Origin of the sequence: Pantoea sp. Cy-639, assembly GCF_011752525.1 — a bacterium.
GTDB lineage: Bacteria > Pseudomonadota > Gammaproteobacteria > Pseudomonadales > Pseudomonadaceae > Aquipseudomonas.
The window spans coordinates 298,127-315,725 of the sequence record NZ_VWXI01000006.1; the positions used below are offsets into that span (position 1 = coordinate 298,127).

At 63.3% G+C, this 17,599-nt stretch carries 18 protein-coding genes; 8 read left to right on the plus strand and 10 right to left on the minus strand.

Features of this window, described 5'->3' with window-relative positions:
- Nucleotides 1-55 precede the first annotated feature (55 nt).
- Nucleotides 56-1,957, minus strand: a complete 1,902-nt coding sequence (gene estP / locus F3J43_RS10585) for an esterase EstP (protein ID WP_166885539.1) — start codon at nt 1,955-1,957, stop codon at nt 56-58.
- A 375-nt stretch (nt 1,958-2,332) separates the two neighbouring features.
- Between estP and F3J43_RS10590 the strand changes: the two genes are divergently transcribed.
- The 4 genes from F3J43_RS10590 to F3J43_RS10605 all read left to right on the plus strand — a co-directional run bounded on the left by F3J43_RS10590 (nt 2,333) and on the right by F3J43_RS10605 (nt 5,608).
- Entirely contained in the window at nt 2,333-2,926 is a 594-nt protein-coding gene (locus F3J43_RS10590) for an aminodeoxychorismate/anthranilate synthase component II (protein WP_166885541.1), read from the plus strand.
- A gap of 8 nt (nt 2,927-2,934) precedes the next feature.
- Nucleotides 2,935-3,984, plus strand: coding sequence for an anthranilate phosphoribosyltransferase (trpD, locus tag F3J43_RS10595; RefSeq protein ID WP_166885543.1), 1,050 nt, complete (start codon nt 2,935-2,937; stop codon nt 3,982-3,984).
- Complete coding sequence (gene trpC / locus F3J43_RS10600; protein ID WP_166885545.1) at nt 3,981-4,814, plus strand: indole-3-glycerol phosphate synthase TrpC; 834 nt, start codon at nt 3,981-3,983, stop codon at nt 4,812-4,814. Before trpD ends, trpC begins: the two co-directional genes overlap by 4 nt.
- Before the next feature lie 89 nt (nt 4,815-4,903).
- Nucleotides 4,904-5,608, plus strand: a complete 705-nt coding sequence (locus tag F3J43_RS10605) for a lipoate--protein ligase family protein (RefSeq protein ID WP_166885547.1) — start codon at nt 4,904-4,906, stop codon at nt 5,606-5,608.
- On the opposite strand, the gene crp is transcribed toward F3J43_RS10605, so the two are convergent.
- Entirely contained in the window at nt 5,605-6,249 is a 645-nt protein-coding gene (crp, locus tag F3J43_RS10610) for a cAMP-activated global transcriptional regulator CRP (protein ID WP_166885548.1), read from the minus strand. The genes F3J43_RS10605 and crp overlap by 4 nt on opposite strands.
- A 190-nt stretch (nt 6,250-6,439) precedes the next feature.
- On the opposite strand from crp, the gene F3J43_RS10615 reads away from it, so the two are divergent.
- Nucleotides 6,440-6,862, plus strand: a complete 423-nt coding sequence (locus F3J43_RS10615) for an OsmC family protein (protein WP_028689009.1) — start codon at nt 6,440-6,442, stop codon at nt 6,860-6,862.
- An 89-nt stretch (nt 6,863-6,951) separates the two neighbouring features.
- On the opposite strand, the gene F3J43_RS10620 is transcribed toward F3J43_RS10615, so the two are convergent.
- The 6 genes from F3J43_RS10620 to hemJ all read right to left on the minus strand — a co-directional run bounded on the left by F3J43_RS10620 (nt 6,952) and on the right by hemJ (nt 11,356).
- Complete coding sequence (locus F3J43_RS10620; RefSeq protein ID WP_166885550.1) at nt 6,952-7,992, minus strand: DUF2157 domain-containing protein; 1,041 nt, start codon at nt 7,990-7,992, stop codon at nt 6,952-6,954.
- Nucleotides 7,993-7,999: 7 nt separating this feature from the next.
- Complete coding sequence (gene coq7, locus F3J43_RS10625) at nt 8,000-8,647, minus strand: 2-polyprenyl-3-methyl-6-methoxy-1,4-benzoquinone monooxygenase (RefSeq protein ID WP_166885552.1); 648 nt, start codon at nt 8,645-8,647, stop codon at nt 8,000-8,002.
- 66 nt (nt 8,648-8,713) lie between these two features.
- Complete coding sequence (locus tag F3J43_RS10630) at nt 8,714-9,052, minus strand: histidine triad nucleotide-binding protein (protein WP_151925239.1); 339 nt, start codon at nt 9,050-9,052, stop codon at nt 8,714-8,716.
- Between the two features lie 64 nt (nt 9,053-9,116).
- Complete coding sequence (locus tag F3J43_RS10635) at nt 9,117-9,893, minus strand: SDR family NAD(P)-dependent oxidoreductase (protein WP_166885554.1); 777 nt, start codon at nt 9,891-9,893, stop codon at nt 9,117-9,119.
- Between the two features lie 52 nt (nt 9,894-9,945).
- Complete coding sequence (locus tag F3J43_RS10640) at nt 9,946-10,902, minus strand: NAD(P)H-dependent flavin oxidoreductase (protein WP_166885556.1); 957 nt, start codon at nt 10,900-10,902, stop codon at nt 9,946-9,948.
- 28 nt (nt 10,903-10,930) lie between these two features.
- Nucleotides 10,931-11,356 carry a protoporphyrinogen oxidase HemJ gene (gene hemJ, locus F3J43_RS10645; RefSeq protein ID WP_166885559.1) on the minus strand — a complete coding sequence of 142 codons (426 nt, stop codon included), beginning with the start codon at nt 11,354-11,356 and terminating at the stop codon, nt 10,931-10,933.
- 140 nt (nt 11,357-11,496) lie between these two features.
- Between hemJ and argC the strand changes: the two genes are divergently transcribed.
- Both argC and erpA read left to right on the plus strand, forming a co-directional pair.
- Entirely contained in the window at nt 11,497-12,531 is a 1,035-nt protein-coding gene (gene argC, locus F3J43_RS10650; protein WP_166885561.1) for an N-acetyl-gamma-glutamyl-phosphate reductase, read from the plus strand.
- A gap of 154 nt (nt 12,532-12,685) precedes the next feature.
- The gene (erpA, locus tag F3J43_RS10655; protein WP_166885563.1) at nt 12,686-13,036 is read left to right on the plus strand and encodes an iron-sulfur cluster insertion protein ErpA; all 351 of its coding nucleotides are present in this window, start codon (nt 12,686-12,688) and stop codon (nt 13,034-13,036) included.
- 61 nt (nt 13,037-13,097) lie between these two features.
- On the opposite strand, the gene F3J43_RS10660 is transcribed toward erpA, so the two are convergent.
- Both F3J43_RS10660 and F3J43_RS10665 read right to left on the minus strand, forming a co-directional pair.
- The gene (locus F3J43_RS10660; protein ID WP_166885565.1) at nt 13,098-14,189 is read right to left on the minus strand and encodes an anhydro-N-acetylmuramic acid kinase; all 1,092 of its coding nucleotides are present in this window, start codon (nt 14,187-14,189) and stop codon (nt 13,098-13,100) included.
- Nucleotides 14,190-14,193: 4 nt separating this feature from the next.
- A complete protein-coding gene (locus F3J43_RS10665; RefSeq protein WP_166885567.1) occupies nt 14,194-15,609 on the minus strand; it encodes a peptidoglycan DD-metalloendopeptidase family protein in 1,416 nt (471 codons plus the stop codon).
- A gap of 213 nt (nt 15,610-15,822) precedes the next feature.
- Here F3J43_RS10665 and tyrS point away from each other — a divergent pair, with 213 nt between their 5' ends.
- Complete coding sequence (gene tyrS / locus F3J43_RS10670) at nt 15,823-17,022, plus strand: tyrosine--tRNA ligase (protein ID WP_166885569.1); 1,200 nt, start codon at nt 15,823-15,825, stop codon at nt 17,020-17,022.
- The last annotated feature ends 577 nt before the right edge of the window (nt 17,023-17,599 follow it).

Here is a 17,599-nt window from a genome sequence, read left to right on the forward strand (position 1 = left end):
CCGCAGGATCGTTCGGTGAACGTGGGAGCGGGCCTGCCCCGCGAACGGTGTCAGCCTAGAAATCCAGGCTCAACGCCACGCTGAGTCCCTGCTGGCGCAACTCGTCACTCTTGCGCCAGTTGTAGTTCCCCCGCAGGTTCAGCCCTGGCACCAGCTCATGGCTTACGCCGAGGCTGGCGCGGGTCAGGTTGCTATGGGGCGTGTACCCGGCCAGGGTGAAGTCGTTCGCCGGCAGACTGGTCAGGTGCATGGTCAGGTCCTGCTGGTCATCCTCGAACTCATGCTCGCGGGCCACCTCGGCGAACAGGCGTGTGCCGGGCAGTACCTGCACGCTGCCCAGCAGCCCTGCTCCAAGGCGCCGGGACTTGCGCGTCTGATCGTCGAAACCGAGAGCCGTCGAGCGGCCGCTCTTCTCGTCGTAGCCATCGATCTTGACCCGCGCAAGGTCGACGCTGACGAAGGGAGCCAGTTGCCAGGCACTGCCCTCGGCCGCCAGGTTGTAGCCCAGGCGACCACTGATGGCCCAAGCCTCGCCATCGGTATCGCCTTTCTCGCTACGCTCGTTCACACCCAGGGCGAATGTACGCTTGAGGTCGCGGTAATCCAGGTGACCGGCAGTCAACGCCGCGTCAGCCCACCAGCGATCCTGGCGGAACTGGGCGAAGGCGCTGGCCAGGTAACTGTCGAGCTTGTAGTTCGAATCGTATTGGCCCGCTTCGAGCTTCTGCCGGTAGACCCCGGCGGCCAGGCCCAGACGCCAGGCGTCATCCAACCGGTAGCTGCCGCCGAGGGTCAGGTTGTGGCCACGCCCGTCGCCACTGGCGGCGCTGCGCTGGCTGCCGAAATCCAGGTCCTGGCCGCCGGTGGCGACGAATGCCTGCCATTGTCCGATGGCTTGCCAGGGTGTCTGCCACTGGTTGCGCAACTCGTCCTGGTGGGCCCGGATGCTGGCGTGGGCGATTTCCGGCAGTAGTGTCAGCTCCCACGGCGCAGCCAGGATCGAGTAGCCGTAGTCGGCGATCAGTTGCTGGCCGGCGATGGTCGGGTGCACCGAGTCGTTGAACAGCAGCCGGGTCGGGTCGGGGTTGCTGCCGTTCGCACCGTAGACCGGGTTGCCCACGCAACCGTCACCGCTGTAGCAGGTGCCGACCAGGTTCTGGTCGGCGGCCAGGCCGAACTGGCCGGGGCTGGCGAGGGCCTCGCGCAGCAGCAGGGGCACGTTGAGCGGGATGATCTCGGCGTCGATCTGGCCAAGCTGGCTGACCAACGACTGATTGAACACCGCGGACAACTGCGACAGTGGGCCTTGCCCGGGGGTGCCACTGAAGTTCGGCGTCTGGCCCAGGTCCGGCAGCAGCCAGACCATGATGTAGCGGGCGCCGCCCCGTTGCAGGGCTTGGGTGCTGGCGGCCAGGCGTGCCCCGGCCGCGGCGGCATCGGCGGGGCTGTTGACCAGCCCCTGGAGGAAGTCGTTGCCGCCGCCGGTCAGGTAGTAGAGCGCGTTGGGATCGGCGCGCAGGCCATTGGCCAGGTAGCCGTCACGTTCGCGCAGGGTCGTGCCGGCACCGGGGCGTCCCGGTGGAATGACGGCTTTCGAGGTGTCGGTGATCGAGTCGAGGATCTGTTGCGTGGTATAGCCCCCCACTGCCCAGTTGTTGCCATCCGGCGTGCCTTGCTGCAGGTTGGTGAGGGAGGTGGACGGCCCCAGGGCCGTGCCGCTGAAGCCTAGCCGGCTGCCGAGGATCATCGGCGAGACGGGGGCGTAGTTACCGTTGGCGTCGCGGTTGGTGAAGCGCATGCCTGGCGTGCCGCCGGCCTGATCGGGAAACTGCCCGGCGTCGCTGAGGCTGTCACCGAAGACGATCAGCGACGAATAGGGCGAGGGGGCAGCGATGGCGTGGCTGCAGACGAGGGCGAGGATGCCGAGGGCGGAACGCAGGAAGGGTGCCGTGTGCATGCAAGAATGTCCTTTTCGTTGTTTTTGTCGAAGCAAGCCGCACGACCATAGCAAATCATCGTGAGTTGCCTGCCGTTGGATTGGTTTCCCCGTGTTTACGGGCATATTGCGCCCGTCGTCACGGTAGGCTACTGTGCCGAAACGTATGAACGAGACCTACCCCGTGTTGATCGTCAGCAAACTCTTGATGCGCGTTATCAAGGCCCACGCCCGTTGGCGTTGGCGCGCCTGACTTTTTCTCCTGCCGGTTCGCCCGGCCCGTCCTTGTTTGCCTTCCTTTTTGTCACACCTGCCGCCTGGCGCGGGATTGCCTGCATCCATGGCCGGTAGTGGAAGGTTCGAATCAAAAGTCAGTATTCAAGAGGTTCGTTCCAGATGTTACTGATGATCGACAACTACGACTCCTTCACCTACAACGTCGTGCAGTACCTCGGCGAGCTGGGTGCCGAGGTCAAGGTCATTCGCAACGACGAAATGACCATCGGCCAGATCGAAGCCCTGAACCCCGAGCGCATCGTCGTCTCGCCCGGCCCCTGCACCCCGAGCGAAGCCGGCGTGTCCATCGAGGCCATCCGCCACTTTGCTGGCAAGCTGCCGATCCTGGGTGTCTGCCTGGGCCACCAGTCCATCGGCCAGGCCTATGGTGGCGATGTGGTCCGCGCGCGCCAGGTGATGCACGGCAAGACCAGCCCGGTGTTCCACCGCGACCTGGGAGTGTTCGCCGGCCTGAACAACCCGCTCACCGTGACCCGCTACCACTCGCTGGTGGTCAAGCGCGACACCCTGCCGGAGTGCCTCGAGGTCACTGCCTGGACCGCCCACGAGGACGGCGCCGTCGACGAGATCATGGGCCTGCGTCATAAAACCCTGAACGTCGAAGGGGTACAGTTCCACCCCGAATCCATCCTCACCGAACAGGGGCACGAGCTGTTCGCCAATTTCCTCAAGCAGACCGGCGGCCGCCGTTAAGGATCGACATGGATATCAAGACTGCTTTGAGCCGTATCGTCGGCCACCTGGACCTGAGCACCGAGGAAATGCGCGACGTCATGCGCCAGATCATGACCGGCCAGTGCAGCGAGGCGCAGATCGGCGCCTTCCTGATGGGCATGCGCATGAAGAGCGAAAGCATCGACGAGATCGTCGGCGCGGTGTCGGTCATGCGCGAGCTGGCTGACAAGGTCGAGTTGCAGAGCCTCGACGGCGTGGTCGACATCGTCGGCACTGGTGGTGATGGCGCCAACATCTTCAACGTTTCCACTGCGTCGGCATTCGTCATCGCGGCCGCTGGTTGCACCGTGGCCAAGCACGGCAACCGCGCGGTGTCCGGCAAGAGCGGCAGCGCCGACCTGCTCGAAGCCGCCGGCATCTACCTGAACCTGACTCCGGTGCAGGTCGCCCGCTGCATCGACAGCCTGGGCATCGGCTTCATGTTCGCCCAGACCCATCACAGTGCCATGAAGCACGCCGCCGGCCCACGTCGCGACCTGGGGCTGCGTACCCTGTTCAACATGCTAGGCCCGCTTACGAATCCGGCCGGCGTGAAACACCAGGTGGTCGGGGTGTTCACCCAGGCCCTGTGCCGGCCGTTGGCCGAAGTGCTGCAGCGCCTGGGCAGCAAGCATGTGCTGGTGGTGCATTCGAAGGATGGCCTGGACGAGTTCAGCCTGGCCGCGCCGACCTTCGTCGCCGAACTGAAGAATGGCCAGATCAGCGAGTATTGGGTCGAGCCCGAAGATCTCGGCATGAAGAGCCAGAGCCTGCATGGCCTGGCGGTCGAGGGCCCGCAGGCGTCGTTGGAGCTGATCCGCGATGCCCTGGGGCGGCGCAAGACCGAGAACGGACAGAAGGCTGCCGAAATGATCGTGCTCAACGCTGGCGCCGCGTTGTACGCCGCCGATCATGCCATGACCCTGGCCCAGGGCGTGGAGCTGGCCCACGATGTGCTGCACACCGGGTTGGCCTGGGAAAAACTGCAGGAGCTGGGCGCCTTTACCGCGGTATTCAAGGTGGAGAACGAAGCATGAGCGTCCCGACGGTGCTGGAAAGAATCATCGCGCGCAAGTTCCAGGAAGTGGCCGAGCGCAGCGCGCGCGTCGGCCTTGCCGAGCTGGAGCGTCTGGCCAAGGCAGCCGATGCGCCACGCGGCTTCGCCAATGCGCTGATCGAGCAGGCCAAGCGCAAGAAACCAGCGGTGATCGCTGAAATCAAGAAGGCCTCGCCGAGCAAGGGCGTGATTCGCGAGCACTTCGTGCCGGCGGACATCGCCGTCAGCTACGAGAAGGGCGGTGCGACCTGCCTCTCGGTGCTCACCGACGTGGATTACTTCCAGGGTGCCGACGTCTATTTGCAGCAGGCCCGTGCCGCAGTGTCGCTGCCGGTGATCCGCAAGGACTTCATGGTCGATCCGTACCAGATCGTCGAGGCCCGTGCCTTGGGCGCCGACTGCGTGCTGTTGATCGTCTCGGCACTGGATGACGTGAAGATGGCCGAACTGGCTGCCACGGCCAAGGATGTCGGTCTCGATGTGCTGGTCGAAGTGCACGATGGCGACGAGCTGGAACGCGCGCTGAAGACCCTCGACACACCACTGGTCGGGGTCAACAACCGCAATCTGCACAGCTTCGAGGTCAGCCTGGAAACCACCCTCGACCTGCTGCCGCGTATTCCCCGCGACCGTCTGGCCATCACCGAAAGCGGTATTCTCAACCGTGCCGATGTCGAGTTGATGGAAATCAACGAGGTCTACTCGTTCCTGGTGGGTGAAGCGTTCATGCGCGCCGAGCATCCGGGGTTGGAACTGCAGCGGCTGTTCTTCCCCGATCAGGTGAAGAAGACCGTTCATCCATTGGACTGAGCGAAACCAAGCCGGCCTTGTGCCGGCTTTTTTGTGCCTGCAGCGACCTGCTCGCGGGGCAAGTGGCAACAACTTAGGAAGGTGGCTCGATGACCGATCAACTCCAGGCGCTCACCGTCGAACAAGGCCTGCAGGCCGAACAGGCGCTGTTGGCCGCCGTCTGCCGTGGCGAACGAGCGTCCGGTGTATTGTTCTGGCGTCCGACCGACCACGCCCTGGTGATGCCGCGGCGCATGAGCCGTCTGGACAACTTCGAAGCCGCCTGCGCCGAGCTGGCCATCGCCGGTTGGCCGGTGCTGCTGCGTGAGACCGGTGGGGAGCCGGTGCCGCAGTCCCCTGCCACGGTCAACGTGGCGCTGGTCTACGTGGCTCCACGCAGCGAAGGCGACCATGGGCGTATCGAGAACGCCTACGAGCGCTTGTGCCTGCCGTTGTGCGATGTGCTACGCGAGTGGGGCGGGGTGGCGTCGGTCGGGGAAATCGAAGGGGCGTTCTGCGACGGTCGCTACAACGTCAATCTCAACGGGCGCAAGCTCGTCGGTACCGCCCAGCGCTGGCGCCAGGGCCTCGAAGGCAAGCGTCCGGTGGTGCTGGTGCATGGCGCGCTGTTGCTGGACAACGAGCGTGAATCGATGGTGGCTGCGGTCAATCGCTTCAATGAATGTTGCGACCTCGCGCAGCGTTGTCGCGCCGACAGCCATATCGCCCTGCACGAAGTGGCCCCGCAAGCGCCTTGGTTCGAGCGCCTGTCCCAGGCCTATGCCGAGGTCATCGCTGCACTGCCCAGAGACTAGCGGGTTCCGTAGACCACCATGGTCTTGCCCTTTACCTGGACCAGGCTGCGTTCTTCCAGGTCCTTGAGCACGCGGCCGACCATCTCACGCGAGCAACCGACGATACGGCCGATTTCCTGGCGGGTGATCTTGATCTGCATGCCATCAGGATGGGTCATGGCGTCGGGTTGCTTGCACAGTTCGAGCAGGCAGCGGGCGACACGCCCGGTGACGTCGAAGAAGGCCAGGTCGCCGACCTTGCGCGTGGTGTTGCGCAGGCGCTGGGCCATCTGGCTGCCCAGGGCGTAGAGGATCTCCGGGTCCTGGCGGGCCAGCTCGCGGAACTTGTCATAGCCGATTTCGGCTACTTCGCATTCGGTCTTGGCACGCACCCAGGCGCTGCGCTGGTGTTCCTGGCCGGCTGGTTCGAACAGGCCCAGTTCCCCGAAAAAGTCACCGCTGTTGAGGTAGGCGATGATCATCTCGCGGTTGTCGTCGTCCTCGATCAGGATGGTTACCGAGCCCTTGACGATGAAAGACAGGGTCTCGGCCCGGTCACCAGCGCAGATGATGTTGCTCTTGGCGGCATAGCGACGGCGCTGGCAGTGCACCAGCAGCTTGTCGATGTTCTTGATCTTGGGGGGCAGAGCTGAGGAAACCATCACGAAATCCTGTTCGATGCGACGCATTGGCATTTTTATCGCGATTACTTGGCGTAAGCGCCAGGCATTTGGCGTCAGCTTATCAGACACTGCTGCCTGTATCGGCATTTAAGCGATGCGTCTTTAGCTTTTCCGGCAGCGCGGCAAGGTCTAAGCTGACACCCTTTTACGAAATCGGGAGTCCGGATAGATGAAGGCACGCATCCAGTGGGCCGGTGAAGCGATGTTCCTCGGCGAATCGGGGAGCGGCCATGTCGTGGTCATGGACGGTCCGCCCGAGGCTGGCGGACGCAACCTGGGCGTGCGCCCGATGGAAATGCTACTGCTGGGCCTGGGTGGCTGCAGCAGTTTCGACGTGGTCAGCATCCTGAAGAAATCGCGCCAGGCGGTGGAAAGCTGCGAGGCGTTCCTGGAGGCCGAGCGTGCCAGCGAAGACCCGAAGGTGTTCACCAAGATCCACCTCAACTTCGTGGTCAAGGGCCGTGGGCTGAAAGAAGCCCAGGTCAAGCGCGCAGTTGAACTGTCGGCAGAGAAGTATTGCTCGGCATCGATCATGCTGGATCGCGCGGGCGTTGAGATCACCCACGGCTACGAGATCGTCGAGCTGGGTTGAAACGATCGCGGGGCAGGCCCGCTTCCACGAATACCCTGAGAACAGGCAGGGTGGAAGCGGGCTTGCCCCGCGAGATCGGTTTCAGGCGATCAACGGCGCAGCGCCGGCAACGCCTCCTGCAGCCAGCGCGGCAATCGCGCTCGCAACGCGTCACTGAGCTGTTCGCGTCGTTTCTGGTACAGCAAGCCCAAGGCAATCACTCCCAGGCCGACCAGGGTCACCACTACCGGGAACAGCAGTGAGTCGGCGAACACCTCGTATGACAGGTAGCCCAGATACGCTGCCACGCCCAGCGCTCCGAAGACCATGAATACCGGCCGGCGCAGTAACACGGCCAGCCCCATCAGGCCGAGGTTGACCAGGCAGTACAGTGCCTTGCCCAGTTCGCTGTCGCTCTGCATCGAGGTCAAACCACCCCAGAACGCCAGCAGGCCCGCCAGGTAACCCCACGCTGCGTAATCCAGCCGTGTGCGGCCATCGACGCCAACGAATACCAGCAGCAGGCCAAGGCCGAACCACAACGACACCGTGCGTCGCTGCTCCCAGCTGAACATGTCGCCGTAGAACCATTCGCTCAGGTCCATCGACATGAACCACAAGGCCAGGGCAATCGGCATGACGATGAACGGGTAGGGGATCAGGCGCAGCATCAGCAGGCCGGCAACTACCGTTGCCGCCTCCATCGCCAGCCAGCCACCTTGCACATAGGTGTAGTACTGGTGATAGTCGCCCTGGGCATCGTCCAGGGGCCACCAGCCCGCCAGTCGCTCGATGGCGAATACCGCCAACGGTACGATGCTCACCGCCACGGCGGCCAGTACGCCCGCGGCGATGGGCTGGCCACGGCGTTGCAGCGACAGGGCGAACAGGGTGAGGCCGGTAATGTAGACGAGGGCGATGATCAGCAGTGCACTGTCGCCGATGGTCATCCAGGCCTCGGTCAGCAGCCAACCCATGGCCCCCATGATCAGTAGTGCGCCGAAGTAGAACGCGACGTGGGCCAGTTGGAAGCTGCCGCGGGCTGCTGGTTGCTGGCGCAGGAACGCCAGCAGTGCCTGGTCCTGGCCTGGCTGCAGCACGCCCGCGCTTACTGCGCGTGCCAGGTCCCTGGCGTCGAAACGTTCCGTCATGGGTGCCTCAGATGCGGTAGGTGCTCTTGGTCATGACCTTGGCCATCAGGCTCATGCCGAAGCGTACCGGAGCAGGGAAGCGGTAGCCGCCAGCCTCGAGGGCCGACTCGGCATGGTGTTCTTCGTCGACGCGCATCTGCTCGAGGATCGCCCGCGACTTGCTGTCGTGCTCGGGGATCTGCTCCAGATGTTCGTCCAGGTGCTTGCACACCTGATGCTCGGTGGCCGCGACGAAGCCCAGGCTGACCTTGTCGCTGACCAGGCCGGCGAGGGCACCGATACCGAACGACATGCCGTAGAACAGAGGGTTGAGCACGCTGGGGTGGCTGTTGAGCTGGCGAATGCGCTGTTCGCACCAGGCCAGGTGGTCGATCTCTTCTTCCGCCGCGTGCTCCATGGCCTTGCGCACCTGGGGCAGCTTGGCGGTCAGGGCCTGGCCCTGGTAGAGCGCCTGGGCACAGACTTCGCCGGTATGGTTGATGCGCATCAGCCCGGCGACATGACGGGTCTGCTGTTCGTCGAGTTCGCTATCCGGCTGGATGATCGCCGGCGAGGGGCGGGCAGGTTGGCCGCTGAAGGGGAGCAAGGTGCGCATGGCGGTATCGGCCTGCAGCAACAAGCGGTCGAGCGGCGAGTAGTGACGTTCGGTGGCCATCGGGCACCTCCGCTGAAGTGATGCCCGACAGTTTACCTCAATCACCCGGGTGGGGCTTGCCTTGGGTCAGCCCGGTGGCCAGTTCATCTGGCGCTGGCCAAGCACATGCATATGGATGTGGTAGACCGTCTGCCCGCCTTTCGGATTGCAGTTCATGACCACCCGGAAACCTTCCTCGCAACCCTGCTCGACGGCCAGGCGCTGGGCGGTGAACAGGATGTGGCCGGCCAGGGCCTTGTCTTCTTCGGTCAGGTGGTTGAGGGTCGGGATGTGTTTCTTGGGGATGACCAGGAAATGTACCGGCGCCGCTGGGGCGATATCCTTGAAGGCGAGGATCTGGTCGTCTTCGTAGATGATATCCGCCGGGATTTCCCGGTTGATGATTTTGAGGAATAGATCGTCCACAGCACGTGCTCCATGGTGAGTGTCGCCGCTGAGTGTACTGACCCCGATGCCGCTCGCCCAGTGCCTATTCGACCGGGCAGTAGCGACGATGGATCACGCCGGCCAGCTTGCGGGCCAACCAGCGCGGCAGCAGGCGAGGGGCGAAGGCCAGCCAGCGGTTGCGACGACCGGGGGTGATCACTGCGCGGTTCTTGTCCAGGGCGCGTACGGTGTACAGCGCGACTTCCTCGGGGCTCAGGCAGCGTTTGCCAGCCTCGAGCCGCGGGATCCGTCGCCGGGCCGTGCGCACAGGGCCCGGGCACAGCACCGAGACCTTGATCCCGGTGCGGCGCAGCTCTTCGCGCAGGGCTTCGGAGAAATTCAGCACATAGGCCTTGCTGGCGGCATAGGCTGCCATCCACGGGCCAGGCGCCACGGCGGCGAGGCCGGCGACATTGAGGATCTGCCCGCCACCTTGCACGGCCATGAGGTTGCCGATCGCATGGCACAGACGGCTCAGGGCGAGAATGTTGACTTCCAGCAGGTCCTGTTCGTCGGCCCACTCGTGGGCGAGGAAGGGTCCATAGGTGCGCTGGCCAGCGCAGTTGACCAGCAGATCGATACGTCGCTCACCTTCTTCCAGTTCAAGTACGAAACCGGAGAGGCGCAGCGGCTGACTGAGGTCACAGGCACGGAACAGTACCTCGACGCCAAAGCGTTGTGTCAGCTCGATGGCGACGGGCTCCAGCGTTTCGCGATGGCGTGCCACCAGGATCAGGTTGCGCCCGCGCCGTGCCAGGGCCTCCGCCAGGGCCAGGCCCAGGCCGCTGGAAGCACCAGTGATCATGGCGTAACGGGTCATGCAAGGCTCCTGGGGGCTTGAGGGGCGCCTAGTGTACAGCCTGCCCGGTTTGCTACAAGACGTTGCCGCGCAGCTGCTGGCTGCGCTTCAAGGCGGCCAGGTACTCGTGATGCAGACGCTCTAGCAGTGTGGCGACCGTGGGCAGATCGTGAATGTCGCCGACGCCCTGGCCTGCCGACCAGACGGTCTTCCAGGCCTTGGCTTCGTCGTCCAGCGGCTTGAGCTTGCCGCTCTCGTGGCTGCTTTTCAGGGCGGCCAGGTCGTACCCGGCCCGTTCCAGGCTCTGGCGCAGGAAGCTGGCGGGAACGCCAGAGACTGCCGGGGTGTGGACAATGTCGGCGGCCACGGCATCGAGGATCATCTGTTTGTAGGCATCCTGGGCCTGGCTTTCACGCGTGGCGATGAAACGGGTGCCCATGTAGCCCAGGTCGGCACCTAGCAATTGTGCGGCCAGCAGTTCATGGCCGTGATTGAGACAGCCGGCCAGCAGCAGGGTCTTGTCGAAGAACTGGCGAATCTCGGCGAGCAGTGCAAACGGACTCCAGGTACCGGCATGGCCACCCGCGCCGGCGGCTACTGCGATGAGGCCATCGACCCCGGCCTCGGCAGCCTTTTCTGCGTGGCGCCGGGTCGTCACGTCATGGAAGATCAGCCCGCCATAGCCATGCACCGCATCCACCACTTCCTTCGCCGCGCCCAGGCTGGTGACGACGATCGGCACCCGGTGTTCGACGCACAGCGCCAGGTCGGCCTGCAGCCGGGGGTTGCTCGGGTGCACGATCAGGTTCACGGCATAAGGAGCGGCTGCCGGCAAGCCTGCCAGGCCCGTTTCGATCTGCTCCAGCCAGGCCTTGAATCCCTGGCTGTCGCGTTGGTTGAGAGCAGGAAAACTGCCGACCACGCCGTTGGCGCAGCAGGCGATGACCAACTGCGGGTTGGAGATCAGGAACATCGGCGCCGCCATCAGGGGCAGGCGCAGGCGGTTTTCCAGCGAGGCGGGCAGGGCCATGGCGAAACTCCTGGGGGCGGCTTTTACTTCAGAACGGTTTGACCACCACGAGAATTACAATGCCCAGCAATGCCAGCACCGGGGCTTCGTTGAACCAACGGTAGTACACATGGCTGCGGGTATTGGTGCCTGCGGCGAAGCGCTTGCGCTGTGCGCCGCACATGTGATGGTAGACGGTGAGCAGGGCGACCAGGGTGAGCTTGGCGTGCAGCCAGCCCTGGCTCAGCCAGCCGGGGTTCAGGTACAGCATCCAGCCGCCGAACACGTAGGTGGCGATCATCGCCGGGTTCATGATGCCGCGGTAGAGCTTGCGCTCCATGGTGATGAAGCGCTCGAGGCTGATGCTGTCCTGGCTCTGGGCGTGGTAGACGAACAGCCGGGGCAGGTAGAACAGTCCGGCGAACCAGCACACCACGCTGACGATGTGCAGGGCCTTGATCCATAGATAGAGCATGAGGGGTTCCTTCGGGATTTCACGGTCGTCAGATAGTAGTGGCCCAGGGGGCGAAGGGTCATCCCAAGAGTTGTTACAGCCGTTCCGGGCCCCTATTATCGTGCGCTTTCCAGTGGTCTCGTTGATAAGGGGCAAGTGTCATGATCAAGGTCGGTATCGTCGGCGGCACGGGTTACACCGGTGTCGAACTGCTGCGTCTGCTGGCGCAGCACCCACAGGCCGAAGTGGCGGTCATCACTTCGCGCTCCGAGGCGGGCGTGGCGGTTGCCGACATGTACCCGAACCTGCGCGGCCACTATGACGGGCTGAGCTTCAGCGTGCCTGACAGCAAGGCCCTGGGCGCCTGCGATGTGGTGTTCTTCGCCACCCCGCATGGTGTCGCCCATGCCCTGGCTGGCGAACTGCTGGCCGCCGGGACCAAGGTCATCGACCTGTCTGCCGACTTCCGTCTGCAGGACGCCGCCGAGTGGGGCAAGTGGTACGGCCAGCCGCATGGTGCTCCGGAGCTGCTCAAGGACGCGGTCTATGGCTTGCCGGAGGTGAACCGCGAACAGATTCGCCAGGCGCGCCTGATCGCTGTGCCGGGCTGCTACCCGACGGCGACTCAACTCGGCTTCCTGCCGCTGCTCGAGTCGGGCCTGGCCGACGCGTCGCGGCTGATTGCCGACTGCAAGTCGGGCGTCAGCGGTGCCGGTCGCGGAGCGGCAGTCGGTTCGCTGTTCTGCGAGGCCGGCGAGAGCATGAAGGCTTATGCGGTCAAGGGGCATCGCCATCTGCCGGAAATCAGCCAGGGCCTGCGCCTGGCCGCCGGCAAGGACATCGGGCTGACCTTCGTGCCGCACCTGACGCCGATGATCCGCGGTATCCATGCCACGCTCTATGCCACGGTCGCCGACACCTCGGTCGACCTGCAGGCGCTGTTCGAGAAGCGCTACGCCAACGAACCGTTCGTCGACGTGATGCCGGCTGGCAGCCACCCGGAGACCCGCAGCGTACGTGGCGCCAACGTCTGCCGGATTGCCGTGCATCGGCCGCAGGGTGGCGACCTGGTGGTGGTGCTGTCGGTGATCGACAACCTGGTCAAGGGCGCGTCGGGCCAGGCGGTGCAGAACCTGAACATCCTGTTTGGCCTGGACGAACGCATGGGCTTGTCGCACGCCGGCCTGCTGCCCTGAGTGCAGGCCCCAAGCTGCAAGTCGGCAATGACGCGCTTGGCTTGCAGCTTGTAGCGGCTCACTTGCCGCTTTCGTATTGTTGACCGATTTTCTCGGACAAGCGGATAATACGCCCCATCGAGTTTTATGGCGGCACTGCGCCGGGAGAATCAACATGAGCGTCGAAACCTTCACCCCCACGGCTTTGGAGTTCACCCCAGGCGCTGCGCACAAGGTGAAGACCCTGGTCAGCGAAGAGGGCAACGACCGTCTGAAGCTGCGTGTGTTCGTGACCGGCGGCGGTTGCTCGGGCTTTCAGTACGGTTTCACCTTCGATGAGGATGTGGCCGAGGACGACACCATCGTCGAGCGCGAAGGCGTCGCCCTGGTGGTCGATCCTATGAGCTTCCAGTACCTGGCAGGCGCCGAGGTGGACTACCAGGAAGGTCTGGAAGGCTCGCGCTTTGTGATCAAGAACCCGAATGCCACCACCACCTGCGGTTGCGGTTCGTCGTTCTCGATCTGAGCGCCTTCTCGCAATGCAAAACGCCGCGCATATGCGCGGCGTTTTGCATTCTGCGAGTTGTTCAGGCGGGGTAGATCGCGCCCAGTACGCGCAGCCCTCTGGCTGCTGTCACGCTGGGGCGATTGGCCGGGATGCCTTCGAGGCAGCAATGGGCAAGCCAGGCGAAGGCCATGGCCTCGACCCAGTCCGGGTCGACACCCTGGGCTGCCGTGCTGGAAACCGTGGCTCCCGGCAGCAGTTGCCCGAGGCGCGTCATCAACGCGCCATTGCGTGCGCCGCCACCACAGACCAGCAGCGCCTCGGTATCTTGCTGGGCCTTGCGCAACGAGTCGACGATGCTGACGGCCGTCAGTTCCAGCAGGGTGGCCTGGACGTCTTCGTCGCCATATGCGGGTAAGTGGGCCAGGTGGCTGTCCAGCCAGGGTAGGTTGAATACCTCGCGGCCAGTACTCTTTGGGCCACTGCCGGCAAAGAACGGATCGCCCAGCAAGGTGTCGAGCAGATCCGGGCGAACCGCACCGCTCGCGGCCCAGGCGCCATCAGCATCGAAGGTCTGGCCGCGCTTGCGCTCGATCCAGGCATCCATCAGCACGTTGCCTGGTCCGCAGTCGAAACCGTGGACCGGGGTGTCCCGCTCGATCAGGCTCAGGTTGCTGAAGCCGCCGACGTTGAGCACTGCCAGGCGCTGGCCAAGGTGGCCGAACAAGGCTTCATGGAATGCCGGTACCAGCGGGGCGCCCTGGCCGCCTGCCGCCACGTCGCGGCGGCGGAAGTCACCGACCACGCAGACACCGCTCAACTCGGCCAGCAGGGCTGGATTGCCGATCTGTACGGTGAAGCCGCGAGCGGGCTCATGACGGATGGTCTGGCCGTGGCTGCCGATGGCGCGGATGGCGTCCGCGTGCAGGCCCTGTACTGCGAGCAGGTGGTTGATGCCCTCGGCGGCCAGGCTGGCCCAGCGGTTCTCCGCCAGGGCCGCGCGGGCGATCTCGTCCGGGCCACTGCTGCATAGTGCGAGCAGGTCCTGGCGCAGGTCGGCGGGCATGGGAATGTAGTGGGTCGCGAGCAGTCGGGGCTGCTCACGTTGTTCGATCAGGGCAATGTCCAGTCCGTCGAGGCTGGTGCCGGACATCACCCCCAGGTAGAGCGCCATGGCCTCAGCGCTTGTTGGCGGCGAGCAGAGTGGCCTTTTCCTGATCCATGCGAGCGATCAGGGGCTGGCTCTGCTGGTTGAAGCGCGCGCGCTCCGACTTGGCGATCGGGTCGGCCATCGGCACTTTCTGGCTCAGTGGGTCGACATGCACGCCGTTGACCTGGAACTCGTAGTGCAGGTGCGGGCCGGTCGACAGGCCGGTGGTGCCGATGTAGCCGATGATCTGCCCTTGCTTGACGTTGCTGCCGGTCTTGATGCCCTTGGCGAAGCCCTGCATGTGACCGTACAGCGTCTTGTACGAGTTGCCGTGGGCGATGATCACCGTGTTGCCGTAACCACCACGACGCCCGGCCAGCTCGATGCGACCGTCACCGGCGGCCTTGATCGGCGTGCCGCGCGGAGCGGCGTAGTCCACGCCCTTGTGCGCGCGGATCTTGTTCAGGATCGGGTGCTTGCGCCCGGCGGAGAAGCGCGAGCTGATGCGGGCGAAGTCCACCGGCGTGCGGATGAACGCCTTGCGCAGGCTGTTGCCGTCGGCGGTGTAGTAGTTGGTGTTGCCCTGCTTGTTGGTATAGCGCACGGCGGTGTAGGTCTTGCCGCGGTTGGTGAAGCGGGCGGAGAGGATGTTGCCGGTGCCGATCACCTTGCCATCCATCATTTTCTGCTCGTACACCACGTCGAATTCGTCGCCGGGGCGAATGTCCTGGGCGAAGTCGATGTCGTAGCCGAGGATGCGCGCCATATCCATGGTCATGCTGTGGGACAGCCCGGCACGTTGTGCCGAAGCCGACAGCGAACTCTTGATCACGCCGTGGGCATAGGCGGTGCGCACGACGGGCTTGGTGACTTCACGGTCGAAGCTGAAGCCCTTGCTGGTGCGCGTCAGGCGGATGGTCTCGAGGTTGCTGACCTTGCTGTGCAAGCTGGCCAGTTGGCCGTCCTTGTCCAGTTCGAACTGCAGTATCTGGCCGTGCTTGAGCTGGCTGAACTGCTTGGCCTGCTTGTTGCTGGCCAGGACGTCATGGACCACGTTGGCGGGCAGCCCGACCTTGTTGAACAGGGTGGAGAGGGTATCGCCCCGGGCCACGACGACCTCGCGGTGCCCTGGGGTCTTGTCTTCCTGCTTGGCGACAGGCGCTGCTTCCGGTTTGGTTTGGGCTGTCTCGCCTGCGTCGCTGTCGATCTGGGCGAAAGGGGAGTCGCCGCTTTGTTCGGATTGCAGCAGGGGGGCGCTGCGGGATTCGTCTTTCAGGGTCTCGGCTGGGCTTTCCAGCTCGAGGCTCAGGGTGGTTTTCTTGGCTTCGACTTCGCTCGAAGGGAAGACCAGCAGTGCCAGGCTGAGGAGGGCAGCGATACCGCTGGCGGCCAACAGATGGCTTTTCGGATAAAGCGGGGGCGCTTTAGGCGTTTCGTTGGTCATAGGTGAGGTGACTTTGAAAAAAGTGAAATGGAAAAGATGAATGACATGATGAAGATGAAATAACTGTATAAAATATAACCAAATCCATTCTCACGCAAGGGCGCGTAGACGTCACGGTCCGCCGTTCAGGTCACATTCCTTTGCGAAACTTGTATTTGATGGCCGATCTTGTATGGTTGGCTCCCCTTGAATCTGAGCCTTGCGGGTCTGTCTATGAAGTCGGTTGAAGAGCAGCTGGCGCTTATCAAGCGCGGTGCGGAAGAGGTATTGGTCGAGTCGGAACTGGTGGAGAAGCTCAAGCGCGGCCAACCACTGCGCATCAAGGCGGGCTTCGACCCAACCGCGCCTGACCTGCACCTGGGGCACACGGTGCTGATCAACAAGCTGCGCCAGTTCCAGGAGCTGGGCCATCAGGTCATCTTCCTGATCGGTGACTTCACCGGCATGATCGGCGACCCGAGCGGCAAGAGCGCCACCCGTCCGCCGCTGACTCGCGAGCAGGTGCTGGACAACGCCGAGACCTATAAACAGCAGGTGTTCAAGATTCTCGACCCGGCCAAGACCGAAGTCGCGTTCAACTCCACCTGGATGGATCAGCTCACTCCGGCCGATTTCATCCGCCTGGCGTCGCAGTACACCGTTGCGCGGATGCTCGAGCGTGATGACTTCGACAAGCGCTACAGCAGCAACCAGCCGATTGCGATCCATGAGTTCCTCTATCCGCTGGTGCAGGGCTATGACTCCGTCGCGCTCAAGGCTGATGTCGAGCTGGGTGGTACCGACCAGAAGTTCAACCTGCTGATGGGGCGTGAGTTGCAGCGCTCTTATGGTCAGGAGGCACAGAACATCGTCACCATGCCGCTGCTCGAGGGGCTGGATGGCGTGAAGAAGATGTCCAAGTCGCTGGGCAATTATGTAGGCATCCAGGAAGCGCCTGGGGTGATGTACAGCAAGCTCGTGTCGATTCCGGATACCTTGATGTGGCGTTACTTCGAGCTGCTGAGCTTCCGTTCGATGGAAGAGATCGAGCAGTTCCGTGCGGATGTCGAGAAGGGCGCCAATCCGCGGGATATCAAGATCAAGCTGGCGGAAGAGATCGTTGCCCGTTTCCATGGTGAGGAGGCTGCGGCCAATGCGCATCGCGCGGCAGGCAATCGCATGAAAGAGGGCGAGTTGCCGGAGGACCTGCCGGAGATCGAGGTGGCCGCCACCGAAGACTTGCCGATTGCTGCTGTGCTGAACCGTGCAGGGCTGGTGAAGAACTCGGCCCAGGCGCGGGACCTGCTCAGCGCTGGTGCGGTCAAGGTCGACGGTGTGGTGGTCGAGCGTGACTTCATGTTCGTCATCGGTGCGACGCATGTGTGTCAGGCGGGCAAAAAGGCGTTTGCCCGAGTGAGCCTCAAGGCTGAGTGATTGCCTGGTGGTGTAGCTATATAGAAGCGGGGAGGCCGGTAGGCCTCCCCGCTTTGCTTTCTGGGCTTTATATAGAAGGTGTCTGGGGGCGTCAGATGGTCTTTGCAGGCCCTTTTCCCTAAATATTTGAAAATATTGAAATTAAGGGTTGACGCGGTTTCAGATCCCCTTATAATGCGCCCCACTTCCAGCGACAACGGAACGCGAAACTCCTTGAGAATCAACGAGTTAAGCGATTCGGAAGGTTCCGGAAGTGCTTCGATCGAATGATCGGCAGCGGTGAAAAAGGTGGTTGACAGCAGGTTGTAACGCTGTATGATTCGCCTCCCGCTACGAGAGATCGCAGCGAGTTAAGCGATTGAAGTTGAACGAAAAAACTTCAAAATAAAGCTTGACAGCAAATGAGGTTAGCGTAGAATGCGCGCCTCGGTTGAGACGAAAAGCTCTTAACCAAACGCTCTTTAACAAATTGAATCAAGCAATTCGTGTGGGTGCTTGTGAGTACGGACTGATAGTCGCCAAGATTATCAGCATCACAAGTGGCCATGCGAGAAATCACATAGTCATTTGAGATTGC

Coding starts and splice junctions, on each gene's coding strand:
- estP (WP_166885539.1), bottom strand. CDS start 1,957: ATGCACACGGCACCCTTCCTGCGTTCCGCCCTCGGCATCCTCGCCCTC.
- F3J43_RS10590 (WP_166885541.1), top strand. CDS start 2,333: ATGTTACTGATGATCGACAACTACGACTCCTTCACCTACAACGTCGTG.
- trpD (WP_166885543.1), top strand. CDS start 2,935: ATGGATATCAAGACTGCTTTGAGCCGTATCGTCGGCCACCTGGACCTG.
- trpC (WP_166885545.1), top strand. CDS start 3,981: ATGAGCGTCCCGACGGTGCTGGAAAGAATCATCGCGCGCAAGTTCCAG.
- F3J43_RS10605 (WP_166885547.1), top strand. CDS start 4,904: ATGACCGATCAACTCCAGGCGCTCACCGTCGAACAAGGCCTGCAGGCC.
- crp (WP_166885548.1), bottom strand. CDS start 6,249: ATGGTTTCCTCAGCTCTGCCCCCCAAGATCAAGAACATCGACAAGCTG.
- F3J43_RS10615 (WP_028689009.1), top strand. CDS start 6,440: ATGAAGGCACGCATCCAGTGGGCCGGTGAAGCGATGTTCCTCGGCGAA.
- F3J43_RS10620 (WP_166885550.1), bottom strand. CDS start 7,992: ATGACGGAACGTTTCGACGCCAGGGACCTGGCACGCGCAGTAAGCGCG.
- coq7 (WP_166885552.1), bottom strand. CDS start 8,647: ATGGCCACCGAACGTCACTACTCGCCGCTCGACCGCTTGTTGCTGCAG.
- F3J43_RS10635 (WP_166885554.1), bottom strand. CDS start 9,893: ATGACCCGTTACGCCATGATCACTGGTGCTTCCAGCGGCCTGGGCCTG.
- F3J43_RS10640 (WP_166885556.1), bottom strand. CDS start 10,902: ATGGCCCTGCCCGCCTCGCTGGAAAACCGCCTGCGCCTGCCCCTGATG.
- hemJ (WP_166885559.1), bottom strand. CDS start 11,356: ATGCTCTATCTATGGATCAAGGCCCTGCACATCGTCAGCGTGGTGTGC.
- argC (WP_166885561.1), top strand. CDS start 11,497: ATGATCAAGGTCGGTATCGTCGGCGGCACGGGTTACACCGGTGTCGAA.
- erpA (WP_166885563.1), top strand. CDS start 12,686: ATGAGCGTCGAAACCTTCACCCCCACGGCTTTGGAGTTCACCCCAGGC.
- F3J43_RS10660 (WP_166885565.1), bottom strand. CDS start 14,189: ATGGCGCTCTACCTGGGGGTGATGTCCGGCACCAGCCTCGACGGACTG.
- F3J43_RS10665 (WP_166885567.1), bottom strand. CDS start 15,609: ATGACCAACGAAACGCCTAAAGCGCCCCCGCTTTATCCGAAAAGCCAT.
- tyrS (WP_166885569.1), top strand. CDS start 15,823: ATGAAGTCGGTTGAAGAGCAGCTGGCGCTTATCAAGCGCGGTGCGGAA.